Annotated in this window: 13 protein-coding genes and 1 tRNA gene; 5 read left to right on the top strand and 9 right to left on the bottom strand. The window is 60.8% G+C overall.

The annotated features are described in order from the left end of the window. Positions 1 to 73: 73 nt before the first annotated feature. Positions 74 to 1,669 carry a phosphoglycerate dehydrogenase gene (serA, locus tag FHT79_RS21585; RefSeq protein ID WP_183904073.1) on the top strand — a complete coding sequence of 532 codons (1,596 nt, stop codon included), beginning with the start codon at positions 74 to 76 and terminating at the stop codon, positions 1,667 to 1,669. 95 nt (positions 1,670 to 1,764) lie between these two features. On the opposite strand, the gene FHT79_RS21580 is transcribed toward serA, so the two are convergent. Next, positions 1,765 to 2,031, bottom strand: a complete 267-nt coding sequence (locus tag FHT79_RS21580) for a hypothetical protein (RefSeq protein ID WP_183904072.1) — start codon at positions 2,029 to 2,031, stop codon at positions 1,765 to 1,767. 213 nt (positions 2,032 to 2,244) lie between these two features. Here FHT79_RS21580 and FHT79_RS21575 point away from each other — a divergent pair, with 213 nt between their 5' ends. From FHT79_RS21575 to FHT79_RS21565, 3 genes are all read left to right on the top strand, one after another. Then, positions 2,245 to 4,329, top strand: a complete 2,085-nt coding sequence (locus FHT79_RS21575) for a bifunctional diguanylate cyclase/phosphodiesterase (protein WP_183904071.1) — start codon at positions 2,245 to 2,247, stop codon at positions 4,327 to 4,329. Between the two features lie 461 nt (positions 4,330 to 4,790). Then, positions 4,791 to 5,990 carry a tRNA 2-thiouridine(34) synthase MnmA gene (gene mnmA / locus FHT79_RS21570; RefSeq protein WP_047616548.1) on the top strand — a complete coding sequence of 400 codons (1,200 nt, stop codon included), beginning with the start codon at positions 4,791 to 4,793 and terminating at the stop codon, positions 5,988 to 5,990. Between the two features lie 135 nt (positions 5,991 to 6,125). After that, positions 6,126 to 6,202: transfer RNA gene (locus FHT79_RS21565), tRNA-Met, on the top strand. A gap of 440 nt (positions 6,203 to 6,642) precedes the next feature. On the opposite strand, the gene FHT79_RS21560 is transcribed toward FHT79_RS21565, so the two are convergent. The 7 genes from FHT79_RS21560 to pobA form a co-directional block, all read right to left on the bottom strand. Further along, positions 6,643 to 7,476, bottom strand: coding sequence for a VCBS domain-containing protein (locus FHT79_RS21560; RefSeq protein ID WP_047616551.1), 834 nt, complete (start codon positions 7,474 to 7,476; stop codon positions 6,643 to 6,645). A 373-nt stretch (positions 7,477 to 7,849) separates the two neighbouring features. Next, positions 7,850 to 8,566, bottom strand: a complete 717-nt coding sequence (locus FHT79_RS21555) for an ABC transporter ATP-binding protein (protein WP_183904070.1) — start codon at positions 8,564 to 8,566, stop codon at positions 7,850 to 7,852. Continuing rightward, complete coding sequence (locus FHT79_RS21550) at positions 8,547 to 9,311, bottom strand: ABC transporter ATP-binding protein (protein ID WP_183904069.1); 765 nt, start codon at positions 9,309 to 9,311, stop codon at positions 8,547 to 8,549. Before FHT79_RS21550 ends, FHT79_RS21555 begins: the two co-directional genes overlap by 20 nt. After that, complete coding sequence (locus tag FHT79_RS21545) at positions 9,308 to 10,312, bottom strand: branched-chain amino acid ABC transporter permease (RefSeq protein ID WP_183904068.1); 1,005 nt, start codon at positions 10,310 to 10,312, stop codon at positions 9,308 to 9,310. The genes FHT79_RS21550 and FHT79_RS21545 overlap by 4 nt, the downstream gene beginning before the upstream one ends. Position 10,313: 1 nt before the next feature. Continuing rightward, complete coding sequence (locus tag FHT79_RS21540) at positions 10,314 to 11,177, bottom strand: branched-chain amino acid ABC transporter permease (protein ID WP_183904067.1); 864 nt, start codon at positions 11,175 to 11,177, stop codon at positions 10,314 to 10,316. Positions 11,178 to 11,284: 107 nt separating this feature from the next. After that, complete coding sequence (locus FHT79_RS21535; RefSeq protein WP_183904066.1) at positions 11,285 to 12,457, bottom strand: ABC transporter substrate-binding protein; 1,173 nt, start codon at positions 12,455 to 12,457, stop codon at positions 11,285 to 11,287. Between the two features lie 199 nt (positions 12,458 to 12,656). After that, a complete protein-coding gene (gene pobA, locus FHT79_RS21530; RefSeq protein ID WP_097543129.1) occupies positions 12,657 to 13,829 on the bottom strand; it encodes a 4-hydroxybenzoate 3-monooxygenase in 1,173 nt (390 codons plus the stop codon). A 117-nt stretch (positions 13,830 to 13,946) separates the two neighbouring features. Here pobA and FHT79_RS21525 point away from each other — a divergent pair, with 117 nt between their 5' ends. After that, complete coding sequence (locus tag FHT79_RS21525) at positions 13,947 to 14,837, top strand: helix-turn-helix domain-containing protein (RefSeq protein WP_183904065.1); 891 nt, start codon at positions 13,947 to 13,949, stop codon at positions 14,835 to 14,837. Positions 14,838 to 14,904: 67 nt separating this feature from the next. On the opposite strand, the gene FHT79_RS21520 is transcribed toward FHT79_RS21525, so the two are convergent. Beyond that, positions 14,905 to 17,289 (bottom strand): phosphoketolase family protein, encoded by a 2,385-nt coding sequence (locus tag FHT79_RS21520; RefSeq protein ID WP_183904064.1) that lies wholly within the window; start codon positions 17,287 to 17,289, stop codon positions 14,905 to 14,907.

Here is a 17,289-nt window from a genome sequence, read left to right as displayed (position 1 = left end):
GCTCCGCCACAAGGCGGCGGAGCCCAGCATTTCTGATTTCATTCATCGCTGAACACTTTTGAAGGAGGCCCTCATGGCACCTCGCGTTCTCGTATCCGACGAATTGTCGGAAACCGCCGTCCAGATCTTTCGCGACCGTGGCGTCGAAGTCGATTTCGAACCGCAGCTCGGCAAGGACAAGGACCGTCTGCTCGAAGTCATCGGCAAGTACGATGGCCTGGCTATCCGCTCCGCCACCAAGGTGACGGAAAAGATCATCGAAGGGGCGAAAAACCTCAAGGTGGTCGGCCGCGCCGGTATCGGCGTCGACAATGTCGATATCCCGGCCGCCTCGCGCCGCGGCATCATCGTCATGAACACGCCCTTCGGCAACTCGATCACGACAGCCGAACACGCGATTGCGCTGATGTTCGCCGTCGCCCGCCAGCTTCCGGCCGCCGATACCTCGACGCAGGCCGGCAAGTGGGAGAAGTCGAAGTTCATGGGTGTCGAGATCACCGGCAAGACGCTCGGCGTCATCGGCGCCGGCAATATCGGCTCGATCGTCTGTGCCCGCGCCATCGGCCTGAAGATGCACGTCGTCGCCTACGACCCGTTCCTTTCCAAGGAGCGCGGCGAGGAGATGGGCGTCACCAAGGTCGAGCTGGAAGAGCTTTTCGCCCGCGCCGATTTCATCACGCTGCATGTGCCGATGACCGACAAGACGCGCGGCATCCTCAACAAGGAAGCACTGGCAAAGACCAAGCCCGGCGTGCGCATCATCAACTGCGCCCGCGGCGGCCTGGTCGATGAGGCAGCGCTTGCCGAAGCGATCAAGTCGGGCCATGTCGCGGGTGCCGCCTTCGACGTGTTCGAGGTCGAGCCCGCCAAGGAAAGCCCACTCTTCGGCCTGCCGAACGTCGTCTGCACGCCGCATCTCGGCGCCTCAACGACCGAAGCGCAGGAGAACGTCGCTCTGCAGGTGGCCGAACAGATGGCCGATTACCTCGTCAATGGTGCGGTCTCCAACGCCATCAACATGCCGTCGATCACGGCTGAGGAAGCGCCGATCCTGAAGCCCTTCATCCGCCTTGCCGACGTTCTCGGCGCCTTTGTCGGCCAGGTCACCGAAGAGCCGATCAAGGAAATCGAAATCCTTTATGACGGCATCACCGCCAACATGAACACGCGGGCGCTGACGAGTGCCGTGCTCGCCGGCCTCATCCGGCCGCAGGTCGCCGACGTCAACATGGTTTCGGCACCGATCATGGTCAAGGAAAAGGGTGTCGTGCTGTCCGAGGTCAAGCGCGACAAGACGGGTGTATTCGACGGTTACATCAAGCTGACGGTGACGACCGAAAGCATGACGCGCTCGGTCGCCGGCACGGTGTTTTCGGATGGCAAGCCGCGCTTCATCCAGATCAAGGGCATCAACCTCGATGCCGATGTCGGCTCGCACATGATCTATATCACCAATACCGACGTCCCAGGCATGATCGGCTTCATTGGCACGACGCTCGGAGCGGCCGGCGTCAACATCGCCAACTTCCAGCTCGGTCGTGACAAGCAGGGCGGCGACGCCATTGCGCTGCTCTATGTCGACGGCGAGGTTGACGACGCCGTGCTTGCGCAACTGACGGCCCATCAGGCGATCCGCCAGGCAAAGCTGCTCACTTTCAACATCGACTGAGTTCCTCTTCGGGATCTCGATCCGGCAAGAATGACAACAAAAACCCGGCGCGGGAAACGGCGCCGGGTTTTTGTTGTGTCGGAATCGAATGGATCTCAGTGCGGCCGGCGTTTTCGGCGGACGATCTTGCCGAAACGGGCGATATCGTCTTCAGCCTTCGTGCGGTGAAGGAAGGCAAGCCGGCTGCCGTCCAGACCCTCGTAGAATTCGTCCCAGGAAATCTCTTCCTGCGTTTCAGAGGAAAAATCGACGCGAACGGTTTCGCTATCCGGTGCGTTCTTGATACGGGCGGGATGGCCGCCACGCGCCTCGATCCAATGCCTGATCCTGCTGTAATCCGTCGTCGTGCCGAACCTGCCCATGAAACCCTCCTCAGCAATGCGACATCGATGACCCGGAACGCACGATCGACGCAATTGTTCCGGGGCATCCAAATTATTTTATTGAAGATTACGCAGAGCGCCATTTGCTCGTTTCACAGGCGGAAGCCTAAAGTTTAGGCCGAGTATGATTCTGATTTTATTTAACTTTTCTCAGTATACCCTGCCATCGGCATCAACCGCGCGTGAATTCCCATGGCCCCTTTGCAGAAGACCGAGCAGATCGAGGCACTGAACGATGACTTCCGGTCATTGTTTGCAACGCACCCATCGCCGATGTGGGTCTATGATCCGGTATCGCTGCGGTTTCTCAGCGTCAACGAAGCGGCGGTAGCCCTTTACGGCTATGGCGCGGACGAATACCGGCGCATGACGGTTCTGGATATCCGCCCCCAGCATGAGCGGGAACGGATGATCGAGGCCGTCAACGGCCGTACCGACATGGAAAAGGCGGAGCGCTGGCTTCATCTCAAGGCGAACGGCGAGACCTTCGAGGTGCTGACCTATGGCCGTGAAGTGCGTTTCGAGGGACGGGAGGCGATCCTGGCAATCGTGCAGGACCGCACCGAGGTCAACGCCGCCAGGCGCCAGATGAGCGATACACGCTCGCTTCTCGACAGCATTGTCGACAATCTGCCGGTCGGGGTCTTCGTCAAGGACATGGAAGCGGACGGGCTTTACATTCTCTTCAACGAGGCCTGCGGCGACATCGTCGGCATGAAGGCGCGGGATGTGGCCGGCCGAACCGACCGGGCGCTGTTTGCCGCCGGCCAGACAGACGCTTTCCGTGAGCAGGATCGCCGGGCCTTGGAAGCCAAGAGGACGATCAGCTTCGAAGAGACGATGCTGCGTCCTGACGGAGCGCAACGCATCCTGCGCACCGTCAAACGCGTCCTGCCGGCGCCGGAGGGCCGTGCGCCGCGCTATCTGCTTGGCATTTCGCAAGATGTCACGGAGGAGCGTGCCATCGAGGCAAAGCTTGCCCATCTTGCTATGCATGATGCCCTGACCGGCTTACCGAACCGGGCAGCATTTTCTGAACATATCGATAAGCGCGTGGCCGAAGCGACGACAGAGAGCCCGATCGCGCTGCTCTATATCGACATCGATCATTTCAAGCATATCAACGACAGCAAGGGACATGCCGCCGGCGACGCTCTGCTTTGCCAGGTGTCGGAGCGTCTGCTGCAATTGGCGGAGGAGGGCGATCTCGTTGCCCGTCTCGGCGGCGATGAGTTCGCCATTGTGCTCGAACTCGGCGAGCCTGAGCGGGTCGGGCGTTTTGCACAGCGGTTGCTGCAGACGCTTAGCCATGCCTTCGATCTCGACGGCGCCCGGGAGCATGCCACCTGCAGCATCGGCATCGCCTTGGCGCCGGATCATGCCGGCGACGCGGATGTGCTGATGCGCCACGCGGATCTGGCGCTCTATGCCGCCAAGGAGAGCGGGCGCTCGACCTATCGCTTTTACGAGACGGAGATGCGGCTTGCCGCCGAGCGGCGGCATGTGATGACCGCAGAGCTGTGGGAGGCGCTGGAGAAGCGCCAGTTCGAGCTGCATTACCAGCCGATCGTGCAGCTAGACAATGACGGCATCGCCGGCTTCGAGGCGCTGATCCGCTGGCGCCATCCCAAGCGCGGCCTGGTGGCGCCGATGGATTTCATTCCGCTCGCCGAGGAGACCGGCCTCATCGTACCGATCGGCGACTGGGTGATCCGGGAAGCCTGTCGTGCCGCCGCCGGCTGGCCCACCCATCTCAGGATCGCCGTCAATCTCTCCGTCAGCCAGTTCCGGCATGCGAGCCTGCTTTCGACCGTAGTCGCGGCGCTCAACGAAACGGGGCTGAATGCCGACCGGCTTGAAATCGAAATCACCGAATCCGTCTTCCTGACCGATGCCGACCAAAGCCTGCCGCTGCTGCGGGCGCTGAAGGAGCTTGGGATCCGCATCGCCATCGACGATTTCGGTACGGGTTATTCGTCGCTGAGCTATCTCAGGGCTTTCCCCTTCGACAAGATCAAGCTCGATCGCAGCTTCGTTTCAGGCATCGAGACGGATGCCGGCAATCTTGCCATCGTGCGCGCCGTCGTCGGTATCGGTTCCGGTTTCAACGCAACGACGCTGGCCGAGGGGATCGAGACCGAAGAGCAGTTGCAGAAGCTGCGCGCCGAAGGTTTCCGCGAGGTGCAGGGCTATCTGCTTGGCCGGCCGATGCCGCAGCACGAGGCAGAGGTGCTGATCCACGGCCACGCGCTGAAGGCCGCTTCCTCACGCGGGTGACAAACGGCGGTGCTTGCGCGGGAGCTGGGTTCAGCCGTCCGAGGAGCAGGCATGCCGCTTGAGACCATCAAGCATTCGTTATTTTGAGAACGGCGGCCGAACCGGCATAATTCTCGTGGGCTGGAAGGAGGATGTATATGAAACGCTATTCATTCTCGATGATCGGACTGGCGCTCGTGACTGCCATCATCGTCAATCCGGGTATCGCATTCGCCTGCAACAAGCTGATCGGCACCTGAGCCGCACCCCCCGCTTCCGAGGCGCGGCTTTGGCTGCGCCTTCTTTTCCACGCGAATTCGAAACTATCGGGCGTCCGAATGCCCGCCCCTTGCGTCCAAGGACAATCCTTTCTATATCGGTCCCTCATCGAGAGACGGCGGCCGATCCCGCCGGAGATCAGCAAATCCGCCGCAATTGCAGCGCAAGGGCGGATCGTGACCCAAGCAGAATTGGCATCATCGTTGAACACACTGGATTTTGATAAGAAGCCGGAAGAGACTCGTGTCGTCGTCGCCATGTCGGGCGGCGTCGATTCATCCGTCGTCGCCGGCCTTCTCAAACAGCAGGGTTACGATGTGCTCGGCATCACACTTCAGCTTTACGATCATGGCGCCGCCGTTCACCGCGCCGGCTCCTGCTGCGCCGGCCAGGATATCGACGATGCACGCCGCGTTTGCGAAACGCTCGGCATCCCGCATTATGTGCTCGATTACGAAAAGCGTTTTCGCGAGACGGTAATCAATCCCTTCGCCGAAAGCTATGTGGCGGGCGAAACGCCGATCCCCTGCGTGTCCTGCAACCAGACCGTCAAATTCGCCGATCTGCTGGCGACGGCCAAGGAGCTCGGCGCCGATGCGCTGGCGACCGGCCACTATATCCGCTCGGGCCCGAACCCTTCGCCCGAGAATCCCGGCCGCCGCGCGCTGTTCCGCCCGGCCGATGCCGACCGCGACCAGAGCTATTTCCTCTTCGCCACGACGCAGGAACAGATCGACTATCTGCGCTTTCCCTTGGGCGGCCTGCCGAAGGCCGAGACCCGCAGGCTCGCCGAAGAAATGGGCCTCGTCGTCGCCAAGAAGGCCGACAGCCAGGACATCTGCTTCGTGCCGCAGGGCAAATATTCCGACATCATCACCAAGCTGAAGCCGAATGCGGCGCTGGCCGGTGAGATCGTCCATCTCGATGGCCGCGTGCTCGGGACCCATGAGGGTATCCTGCATTTCACCATTGGTCAGCGCCGCGGCATCGGCATCGCCACCGGCGAGCCGCTCTACGTCGTCTTTCTCGACGCCCGTTCGCGCCGCGTCATCGTCGGGCCGAAAGAGGCGCTGGAAACGCACCGCGTCTACCTGCGCGATGTCAACTGGCTGGGCGACGAGACGCTTGCGGAAGCCGCTTCCGGCGAAGGCTTTGCCTGCTACGCCAAAGTCCGCTCGACGAGGGCGCCGGCACCTGCCGTGCTGCATGTCGATGCGACCGGCACCTATGTCGACCTGACGGTCGGCGAGGCAGGCATCGCGCCCGGCCAGGCCTGCGCGCTTTATTCCGCCCCCGGCGACAACGCCCGCGTCTTCGGCGGCGGCTTCATCGAGCGCTCCGAGCGCGAACCGTCGGCGGAAGCTTCGCTGAAGGCCCTTTTGGCCGGCCCCGTCGCCGCCTGAAAGCCAGAGGAAACGGCGCCCTATAAAGCCCACCGTTTTTCTCGATCATGCGCTTGACACAAAGCCGAAGCGCACCTTATAAGCCGCTCATCCCACGAACCGGCATCGCTTCGCGAGCGGGTATCGTTGACCAGTGGCGGAGTAGCTCAGTAGGTCAGAGCAGAGGAATCATAATCCTTGTGTCGGGGGTTCAAATCCCTCCTCCGCTACCATCTCCTTATTGCAGAAATAGCGATTTTTGCGGCTCGATTTTGAGCCGGTTCCGAAGGCCGTGGTAGCACGTTGGTAGCAGCGCCAGATGTCGCGGCGAGGGGAAAACCAGTTGCCCCTGGTCTGCAGCCGCCAACGCCGAGGACAGACCTATCTGTAAAGCGTCAAAAGCAATACAGGCATCTTCGTCGCCCAAAAATGGGATGCGACAGCGATAATAATAGCCCATACGGCAAGCGAGAACATGACTGCCGCTAACCTGATCCCGACTGGCTGCATCAATTCCTCCATCCCAGCATAACCGTGCCTCCTCGCACGATCCTATGCTAGCAAGACGCAACTCGGTCAGGTATCGCAAGATATTGGTATCAGATAGCGACAGCAGAGAGCGCTTGGCGAGGATGCAAAGATTTCGGCGATACGATGCCTCTTTCCCCATCCGTCAAACAATGAAATGGAAGTTGTCGTATTGCGCACCATAATAATCCGGGCCGCTCGTTTCGGTGATCACGGGTTCGGTGTCGAGTATGAGATAGTCGATCGGGCCGTAGGCGCTGAGATCGATCATTTGCGGGTCATGAATGCTGTCGGCGGTGACGTTGACCGTGACCAAGAATACGGTATCGCCGTTCAACTTGCCTTCGATCGTTAGAACGTTGTCATAGTCCGATGTGCCGTTTGCGACACTGAATTGCTCGATCTGAAAGTCACCGCCATCGGCGGCTTGGATGGGTGTCCAGAACACGCCTCCTCCCAAATAATGGTTGCCATCCGCCTCCTCCCGCACAGTCGCGTCGTCACCATCGTACCAGGCGCCCCAATCGAAACCTTTATAGCCTGTAGGGAAGTCGTGTTTGCCGACATCCTCGAAGTTAACGAAGACGTCGCCGCGTTCCGGCAGGTCGACCGCGATATTGAGCAGGCCGAAGTCGGTGGCGCCTTTGCCATCCGAGATCTTGAAATTGAACTGGTCGGCGAGTTGATCTCCTGGGCCGAGCGCGGCCACGATCGGGTTGGAGTGATCGAGTTCGTACGTGTAGTTGCCGTTGGAATAGACGGTCAGCGTGCCGTATTTTCCCTCGATGGTCGTCGTCGTGGCGGGTCCATCCGGATCGGCCGGTTGCGGAATTCGCTGTCCATTCACGAAGTTGAGGCGCACCCGATCTCCATCGGCATCCGTGGAACTGGTGTTGTCCAGGATGTTGCCGTCGATCGGGTTGTCGATGTTGAAAATAGGCTGGTATACGTCACCTGCGACCGGCTTGTGGTTTGCCATTTCTATCCCCCGTTTGATCTGCTGTTCCAGTGTGCAACTTTATCGAGTGTGTTGACAACGGAAATCGATGAAGCATCGGATAAATCAACCGGCTATTGCTCCAGCTTCCAAGTAAAAAAGGCACAATCGACGCAGATTCTGCCTATGATCCAAGCTTTTACGCCTGTCTCGCTCTGCTTCTGCCTCGTCGATCGGAGCATTTCCCGCCTCTTCAGACGATTGCCATTTTCGCCAGCACAAGACGTTCCAGGCAGTATAATAATGGCAGGCCAACGATGACGTCATAATGACGATATACTGGATGAATTGCTCTGTCTGTCCGGCACAACGGTGAAGACAGGACGAGGGATTGATCGGCCGCTCCGGCCGTGCGTCAATGCAGGCCGCCGACCCCGAGTAGGCTCTCGACAGCCTCGTGATCGCTGGTGAGGCGCTCCGGCGATCCCGCCCAGGCCAGTCGCCCTCGTTCGAGAATGACGACCTGATCGGCGAAATCGAGCGCGCTCTGGATACGCTGTTCGACCAGGAGGATCGTCATGTCTCCCGTCTTGGCGAGTTCGGCAAAGGCAGCCATCAATTCCTCGCAGATAACGGGGGCGAGGCCCTCCAGCGGTTCGTCGAGCAACAGGACGGAGGGGCGGCCGAGAATGGTGCGGGCCGTCGAGAGCATCTGTTGCTCGCCGCCCGAGAGTTGGCTGCCGAGGTTGCGGCGGCGCTCCTTCAGACGCGGGAACATGGCATAGGCTTCCTCCAGCGCCGTCCTCGGCCGCGTCTTCAAGCCGACGAAAAGGTTCTCTTCGACCGTCAGCGTCGGGAAGACGCAGCGCGTCTGCGGCACATATCCCAGGCCCTTATGCGCCCGTGTCGCGCTGGCTGCCGTGGTGACATCCGAACCGCCGAGGCGGATGCTGCCCTCGTAGCGCTTGGTCTGGCCGGCAAGCGTTGCCAAGAGCGTGGTCTTGCCCATGCCGTTGCGGCCGAGCACGGCCAGCCGTGCGCCCGCCGGCACGGAGAGGGAAATGCCTTCGAGCACTCTCGTCGGCCCATATCCCGCCGACAGATTTTCGACCTCAAGCGATATGGCTGGCATTGGCATAGCTCCCGAGATAGGCCTCGCGCACGCGCGGATCCTTGGTGACGTCTTCAGGCAGGCCGTCGAAGATGATTGCGCCTGATGCAAGCACGATGACGCGTTTTGCAAAACGGAAGACGAGGTCCATGTCGTGTTCAATCATCAGCACGGCGAGATCGGCGGGCAGATCGGCAAGCGCCTGCTCGATGCGGCCGGTATCGCTCTGCGGCACGCCGGCGGCCGGCTCGTCGAGCAGCAGCACCTTCGGTCTCAGCGCCAGTGCCACGGCGATCTCGAGAAGCCGCTGCTGGCCATAGGCGATCTCGCTGACCTTTCGATGCATCAGCAAAGCCAATCCGAGCTTTCCCAAGAGATCGTCGACTTCCGCCATGACGTCAGGCATACGCAGGAAATTTCCGAACATATGGCCGGTCTTTCCGTCGCGTTGGAGGACGGCAAGCCCCACATGCTCGGCTGGCGTCATCTCCTGGAAAAGCCGTGTCACCTGAAAGGAGCGGACAAGGCCGCGCTTGACCCTGCCGATCGCATCGACTTTCGTCACCCTTTCGCCGCCGAGGCGAACCTCGCCGGAATCGGGCGACAGATTGCCGGTCACGAGGTTGACGAAGGTGGTCTTGCCGGCGCCGTTCGGGCCGATCAACGCGATGCGATCGCCTGGCGACATTGCGAGCGATACATCGTTGGTGACGGCAAGGCCGCCGAAGGCTTTCCTGAGATTGGCGACTTCGAAGACGGGGCTCATGAGCGTTGCTCCGTGCGACGTCCAATGAAGGCCGCAGCTGTGCCATAGAGGCCTTTCGGCGCAAAGAGCACGACGGCGATCAGCAGCGCGCCGACCATCGTCAGCCAATGAAAGGGATTGGCGGCCGAGACATAATCTTCAAAGAGCATGAAGATGACAGTGCCGGAGAGCGCGCCGAAGAGAGAACCGGTGCCGCCGAGCACCAGCATGACAAGCGCTTCGGCAGATTGGGTGAAAGACAGGCTGTCCAGGCCGACGACCTGTGTCGAGATCGCATTCAAGGCGCCGCCGACACCGGCAACCGCGCCCGAGATTCCATACATCCTGATGAGAGCGGCCTTAGGCGAAGCGCCCATGGCGCGAACGCGCAGCGGGTCCTGCTTGATGGCGCGGCAGAGCATGCCGAAGGGTGAGCGGACCAGGAACCGCAGCAGCACGAAGACGATCAGCAGCAGCGCCATTCCGAAGAAGAAGGCGGTATGTCCGTAAAGGTCGAATTCGAAGAGGCCGAAGACCGGATCCGGCGCGATGCCGGAAAGCCCATCGCTGCCGCCTGTCCATGACGACGCCTTGTTGGCGAATTCATGGAAGAGGTTGATGAGCGCAATTGACAGCACGAGCTGCGGCAAGCCATGCGCACGCAGGATGATTGCGCCGCAGAAGAGCCCGGCAACCGCGCCGCCTGTTATGCCGGCCAACATCATCAGCAGCGGATCATTGATGCCGTAATGTGCCGACAGGATCCCGGCGGCATAGGCGCCGGAGCCGAAAAGTGCTGCATGGCCGAGCGTTGCGACGCCGCAATAACCGGTCACGAGATCGAGCGACAGGACGAGCAGCGCGATCGTGATCATCCGGGTCAGAAGGGCGAGATTATCGGGGAAGGTGAAATAGCCGATCGCGGCAATGGCTGCCATGACCGCTATTCCGGCGAGATCCCGGCCGATGGTGCCGCGCCGATGCTGGAGACGTCCGTTTTCGTTGTTGATCACAAGTGCCATCTCATTTCGCCCTTCCGGCAAGGCCGCGCGGGAAGACGCAGATGATCGCGATCACGGCGAGATAGAAGAAGAATTCGCCGAATTCAGGCATCAGATACCGCCCGGTCGTATCGATCGCGCCGAGCAACAGGCAGGCGATCAGCGCGCCCGGAATGGAACCCGCGCCGCCGACGGAGACGACGACCAGGAAGGTGACCATATAGCGCAGCGCGTAATAGGGTTCGACCGGCAGGAGTTCGGCGCCGACCACGCCGCCGAACGCGGCAAGCCCGACGGCAACGGCAAAGCTCACCGCATAGATGATCTCGGTGCGCACGCCGAGCGCTGCAGCCATCGCCGCATCATCGACGGAGGCGCGCAGCTTGACGCCGAAGCTCGTCCTGTCGATCGCAAACCAGAGGGCGAGTGCAACGGCCAGGCCACAGAGGATGACGAAGAGCCGGTGAACGGGAATGGTGCGGAAGCCGAGATCGGCCGATCCCTGCAATGCACCAGGCAGCGGTATGGTCTTCAGCGTCGGCCCCATCAGGTAGTTTGCGATGCCGATGATGCAGAAGGTGAGGCCGATCGTCATCAGCACCTGGGTCAACTCGGGCGCGCCATAGATCCGGCGGTAGAGGAAACGCTCGACCGGGATTGCGACGATGATGGTGATCGCAACGGCGGCGAGAACCGCCACGGCATAACCAAGGCCGAGATCGCGGGCGACATAGGAGGCGATATAGCCCCCGATCATCGCGAAGGCGCCATGGGCGAGGTTGACGACACGCATCAGCCCCATGGTGACGGAAAGGCCAATCGATATCACGAAGAGCACCATGCCGTAGGCAAAGGCATCGACGGCTATGCTGAAGACTGTCTGCATGGAACTACCTTGCTTCGATGCGACGGGCTTGGCGCGCCTTGGCAGTTCCGGAGATCGGAAGCCTGCCCGGCAATCGCCAAACCCGTCGCAAATCAGGATGGCGTAGGTTATTTGGCCGCCGCCAGGCCTGGATCGCCCTGTTTCTCGAAGGTCTGGACTTCCTTGTTGATATAGGTCCCGTCATCGGCTTTGACGACTTCGCGCAGATAGATGTTCTGCGTGATGTGACGGCTTTCCGGATCGATCGAAACCGGGCCGCGTGGGCTTACCCAGGCAAGACCCTTGACCGCATCGACGGCCTTCTCGGCATCCTGCTTGCCGCCCGTCGCCTCGATCATCTTGTAGATGACATACATGCCGTCATAGGCGCTGACCGCGGGGAAGGAGAGTTCGGCCTTGTCGCCGATCGCTTTGGCAGCCGCCTCGACGAAAGCCTTGTTCTCAGGAGAGTCGTGCGACACCGCGTAGTGGAAGGTCGTCTGAATACCGAGCGCGGCATCGCCCAGCGCCGGCAAGTCGGATTCCTGCGTCAGATCGCCCGGCGCGAAGAACTTGATGCCGGCGGCCTTCAGGCCATTGTCGTTATACGCCTTGACGAAGCCGAGTGTCGTCGGCCCCGATGGCAGGAAGGCGAAGACGCCCTGCGCGCCGGAATCCTTGATGCGCTGCATGATCGGGCTGAAGTCGTTGGTCGCAAGCGGCATGCGGATTGCCTCGACCACCTGACCGCCGGCCTTTTCGAACCCCGCCTTGAAGGCGTTCTCGGCGTCGATACCGGGGCCGTAATCGCTGACGACCGAAATCACCTTTTTGACGCCGGCGTCGAAGGCGACCTTGGCGATCGGCGTCGAGGTCTGCCAGGTGGTGAAGGAGGTGCGGACGACGAGCGGGCTCTTGGTGACGATCGCCGAGGTGGCGGCGTTCATGATGACCATCGGCACGTTGCCCTGCTTCAGGATCGGCGTCACTGCCATGGCATCGGGCGTGAAATAGAAGCCTGTGAGATACTGGACCTTCTCCTTGACGATCAGTTCCTGCGCCAGCGCCTTGGATTGGGCGGGATCGGCCTGCGGCACGTCGCGATAGACGATTTCGACCGTGTCGCTGCCGACCTTGTTGCCGTTGACCGCCATATAGGCGTCGATGCCGGCCTTGAAGTTCTTGCCCTGCAGCGCGAACGGACCGGAGAACGGGCCGATGACGCCGACCTTGATGGTCTCGGCATAGGCGCTCGTGCCTATGGCGATGGCCGCAACGGCGGCCAGAAACAGCTTCTTCATTCTCTCTCTCCCTTTTGGGCGCACTCCCGCGCCGTATTCGCCAACCTCTCAAAATTGAGCGTTAGCTTGTCACGCGAAATGGTGATGTAAAATGAAATAAATCCCGGAATTCATGTTCACACGGTTATGAACTGGAGCGGAAACAATGGACGGCCAGCTCCGTGTTCAACGTGGCTTGCATCCATCGCCAATCTCCCCGTCAGAATGGCAATCCCACATAGTTTTCCGCGAGCACCGTCGAGGCGGCGCGGGAATGGGTGAGATAGTCGAGCTCCGCCTCCTGGATCTTCTGTTCGAAATCACCGGTATCGGGAAAACGGTGCATCATCGTCGTCATCCACCAGGAAAACCGTACGGCCTTCCACACCCGGGCGAGCGCCTTCTGCGAATAGGCGTCGATGCCGCTATTCGAGCGTTCGCGGTAATGCTCGATCAGCCCGGAGAAAAGGTAGTGGACGTCGCTGGCGGCAAGGTTCAACCCCTTGGCGCCGGTCGGCGGTACGATATGGGCGGCGTCGCCGACGAGGAAAAGCCGGCCGAAGCGCATCGGTTCGGCGACGAAGGAGCGCAACGGGGCGATGGATTTCTCGAAGGACGGCGCGGTCACCAGTGCCTCGGCGTGATGCACCGGCAGACGCCTTCGCAACTCGTCCCAGAAGCGATCGTCGCTCCAGTCCTCGATCTTCTCGTCGAGTGCGCATTGGATATAGTAGCGGCTGCGCGTGGCCGAGCGCATCGAACAGAGCGCAAAGCCCCTGGGATGGTTGGCGTAGATCAGTTCATGGCTGACTGGCGCCACATCGGCCAGGACGCCCAGCCAGCCGAAAGGGTAGACCTTCTCGAAACTCCTGATCGCCTTTTCTGGGATGGCCTTGCGGCTAACGCCGTGAAAGCCGTCGCAGCCGGCGATGAAATCACAATCGATGCGTTGCGTTGCGCCGTCCTTGGTGTAGGTGACGAAGGGAGAATGGCCGTCGAAGTCATGCGGCGTGACATTGGCGGCATCGTAGATCGATAGGGAGCCGCTCGCTTCGCGCCGCTCCATGAGATCGCGCGTCACTTCGGTCTGTCCGTAAACGGTGACGCGCCTGCCGCCGGTCAATTCGTGCAGGTCGATACGATGGTCGCGGCCGTCGAAGGCCAGTGAGAAACCGTCATGCGGCAGGCCTTCGGCATGCAGCCGCGCACCCGCTTTGGCCTGGTCCAGCAGCCCGACGGTGCCTTCCTCCAGAACACCGGCGCGAACCCGGCCAAGGATGTATTCCTTGTTCACACGATCGAGAACGACATTGTCGATACCGGCTTCCGCGAGAAGCTGACCGAGCAGCAGGCCGGATGGTCCCGAACCGATGATGGCGACCTGGGTTCGCAAATGCTTCCTCCCTGCACTTTTGCGTTTTGCCAGATTCTGCCGTGCCGCTCTCGCCGCAGCAATGGACATCTCCGCCTAAAAATTGCACTAATCGAACATTGGTGCGGGAGGAGCCCCATGAGCAAACATGTTCCGACCTACGAACTTTACGGCGAAAATACCGGGCGAGGGCCGGATTTTTGGTTGCATTGCGAAACAATTCGCTCCCGCAGCAGCCTGCATCAATGGGAAATTCGCCCGCACCGCCACGAAAGCTTCTTTCAGATATTGTACATCGAAGGCGGTTCCGGCGATGCGATCTTCGGCGAAAAGAGCCATGCCATCCGGCCGCCGGCAGTCATCACGGTCCCGCCTGGGCTCAATCACGGCTTTCGTTTTTCACGCGACATCGACGGCTTGGTGATCACCCTGTTGAGATCCCATCTCAGCCATCCGCTTGACGAGCGAAGCCAGCTCGGCGAATGGCTGGCGACACCGCATCTGACGCCACTCGATCCTGAGGATGCCGAGGCAGCCTATGTGATGCAGACGTTGAGGCGGCTGGGCGACGAATTCGAAAACCGGCGCAGCGGCCGCAACGAGGTGTTGGCGGCTTATGTCGGCTTGGTGCTGAGGCTGACTGCGAGGATTTTTCATCAAGGAAACATGCACGAGCTTGCGCCTGACGAGAATGAGCGGCGGCTGGAAATGCTGAACGAGCTCATTCAACGCCATTTCCGATCGCACAAGCCCGCGTCCTTCTACGCCAGGGAGCTTGGAGTTTCGCCGACGCATCTTACCCGTATCGTCCGGTCGATGACCGGCAACACCCCCCATGAATTGCTCGCCGGCAAACTCATCGAAGAGGCGAAACGCCAGCTCGTTTTCACACTTGGCAGCGTCCAGGAGATCGGGTTTCGGCTCGGCTTTGCCGATCCGGCCTATTTCTCGCGTTTTTTTCTCAAATATACCGGCGAAACGCCGCGGGTCTGGCGCATCAAGGAAAAGGGTCGGCTTGAAGGCGTGTGACGTGTTGCGCCCGACGGATGATCTCTACGGACCGGTTCGCTGCGGTCCTGTTTGTTTGGTTTTCGCCTCACGCCGCTGGCCACGTCCAGTTCCGCACCTCCGGCATGTCCTCGCCATATTCGCGGACATAGGCGTGATGCTCCGCAAGTTTGCCGCGGAAGGCGGCGAGCGCTTCGCCTGCCTTTTCTTTCAGGCCGGGTACACGCTCGATCGCTTCGATGGCGAGATGGAAGCGGTCGAGTTCGTTGAGGACGGTCATATCAAAGGGCGTCGTCGTCGTGCCCTCCTCGATGAAGCCGCGGACATGGATGTTGCGGTGGTTGGTGCGTTTATAGGTCAGGCGGTGAATGAGATAGGGATAGCCGTGATAGGCGAAAATGACAGGCTTGTCTGATGTGAAGATCGCGTCGAAGGCCTCGTCGGTCAGGCCGTGCGGATGTTGATCGCTGGATTGCAGCGCCAGGAGGTCGACGACGTTGACGGTGCGGATCTTCAGCTCGGGAATGGCTTTACGCAGAAGATCGACGGCGGCCAGCGTCTCCATGGTCGGCACATCGCCGGCGCAGGCCATGACGAGATCGGGCAGGATCGTGTCGTCCTCGTTGCTTGCCCAGTGCCAGATCCCGATGCCGGCCTCGCAATGTTTCACCGCCTCGTCCATCGACAGCCATTGCGGCTCCGGCTGCTTGCCGGCGACGATGACGTTGATGCGGTCATAGGTGCGCAGGCAATGGTCGCCGACCCAGAGCAGGGTATTGGCATCCGGCGGCAGATAGATGCGGACGATATCGGCCTTTTTGTTGGCGACGAGGTCGACGAAGCCGGGATCCTGGTGGCTGAAGCCGTTGTGGTCCTGGCGCCAGACATGGGAGGTCAGCAGGTAGTTGAGCGACGAGATCGGCTTTCTCCACTCGAGTTCGCGCGTCACCTTCAGCCATTTGGCGTGCTGGTTGAACATGGAATCGATAATGTGGATGAAGGCTTCGTAGCACGAGAACAGGCCGTGCCGGCCGGTCAGCAGATAGCCTTCAAGCCAGCCCTGGCAGAGATGTTCGCTCAGCACCTCCATGACACGGCCGTCGCGGGAGAGGTGGATGTCGTAGGGTTCGATATCCTCCATCCAGACACGGTCGGTGACTTCGAAGACGCTGCCGAGACGGTTCGATTCCGTTTCGTCAGGACCGAAGATACGGAAGTTGGCGGCCTCCACATTGCGCTTCATCGTGTCGCGCAGGTAATGGCCGAGGATCTCCGTCGACTGCACCATGGCGCTGCCGCGCTTGCCGATCTCGACCGCATAGTCGCTGATATCGGGAACATCGAGCTCCGTGCGCAGCAATCCGCCATTGGCATGTGGATTGGCGCCCATGCGGCGTTCGCCGACCGGCGCCAGCGCCCGCAGTTCCGGTTTCAGCCGGCCGTCGGCGCCGAATAGGTCTTCCGGATCATAGCCGCGCATCCAGTCCTCGAGGATCTTGCGATGGCCGTCATTCTCGCGGCAGTTGGAGACCGGCACCTGGTGGGAGCGCCAGAAGCCTTCGACCTTCTTGCCGTCGACCTCCTTCGGTCCTGTCCAGCCCTTCGGGCTGCGCAGCACGATCATCGGCCAGCGCGGGCAGATATCGGGCGCCTTGCCATTGCGTGCTTCCTCCTGGATTTCGCGAATGCGATCGAAGACCCTGTCGAAGGTTGCGGCCATCTGCTGGTGCATGTCGCGCGGCTCGTGACCCTCGACGAAGAAGGGCTCGTAGCCATAGCCTTCAAAGAGGCTCTGCAAATCCTCGTGACTGGCGCGGCCAAGAATGGTCGGATTGGCGATCTTATAGCCGTTCAGATGCAGGATCGGCAGCACGGCGCCATCGCGGGCAGGGTTCAGAAACTTGTTGGAATGCCAGCTCGCCGCCAGCGGCCCAGTTTCGGCCTCGCCGTCGCCGACGACGCAGGCGACGATCAGATCGGGATTGTCGAATGCGGCGCCATAGGCATGGACGAGAGCGTAGCCGAGCTCGCCGCCCTCGTGGATCGAGCCCGGTGTTTCGGGTGCCGCGTGGCTCGGAATGCCGCCAGGAAAGGAGAATTGCCGGAAGAGCTTGCGCATGCCCTCCGTATCCTCGGAAATATCGGGATAGATTTCGCTGTAGATGCCTTCGAGATAGGTGTTGGCGACCATGCCCGGTCCGCCATGGCCGGGGCCACACATGTAGATGATATCGAGGTCGCGAGCGCGGATGAGACGGTTCAGATGCGCATAGATGAAGTTGAGGCCCGGTGTCGTGCCCCAATGGCCGAGCAAGCGGGGTTTGATGTGCTCCGGTTTCAGCGGCTCGCGCAGCAGCGGATTGGCGAGCAGATAAATCTGACCGACCGAGAGATAGTTGGCGGCGCGCCAATAGCGGTCGATCAGGGTGAGTTCGGCATCGGCCAGGGCGGCGGTCGAGACATGCTTTTCCAT

This window comes from Rhizobium sp. BK212 (assembly GCF_014197475.1).
Classification (GTDB): domain Bacteria; phylum Pseudomonadota; class Alphaproteobacteria; order Rhizobiales; family Rhizobiaceae; genus Rhizobium; species Rhizobium anhuiense.
Note: the sequence above shows the minus strand (reverse complement) of the source record. Positions and strands in the feature narration are given on the sequence as shown.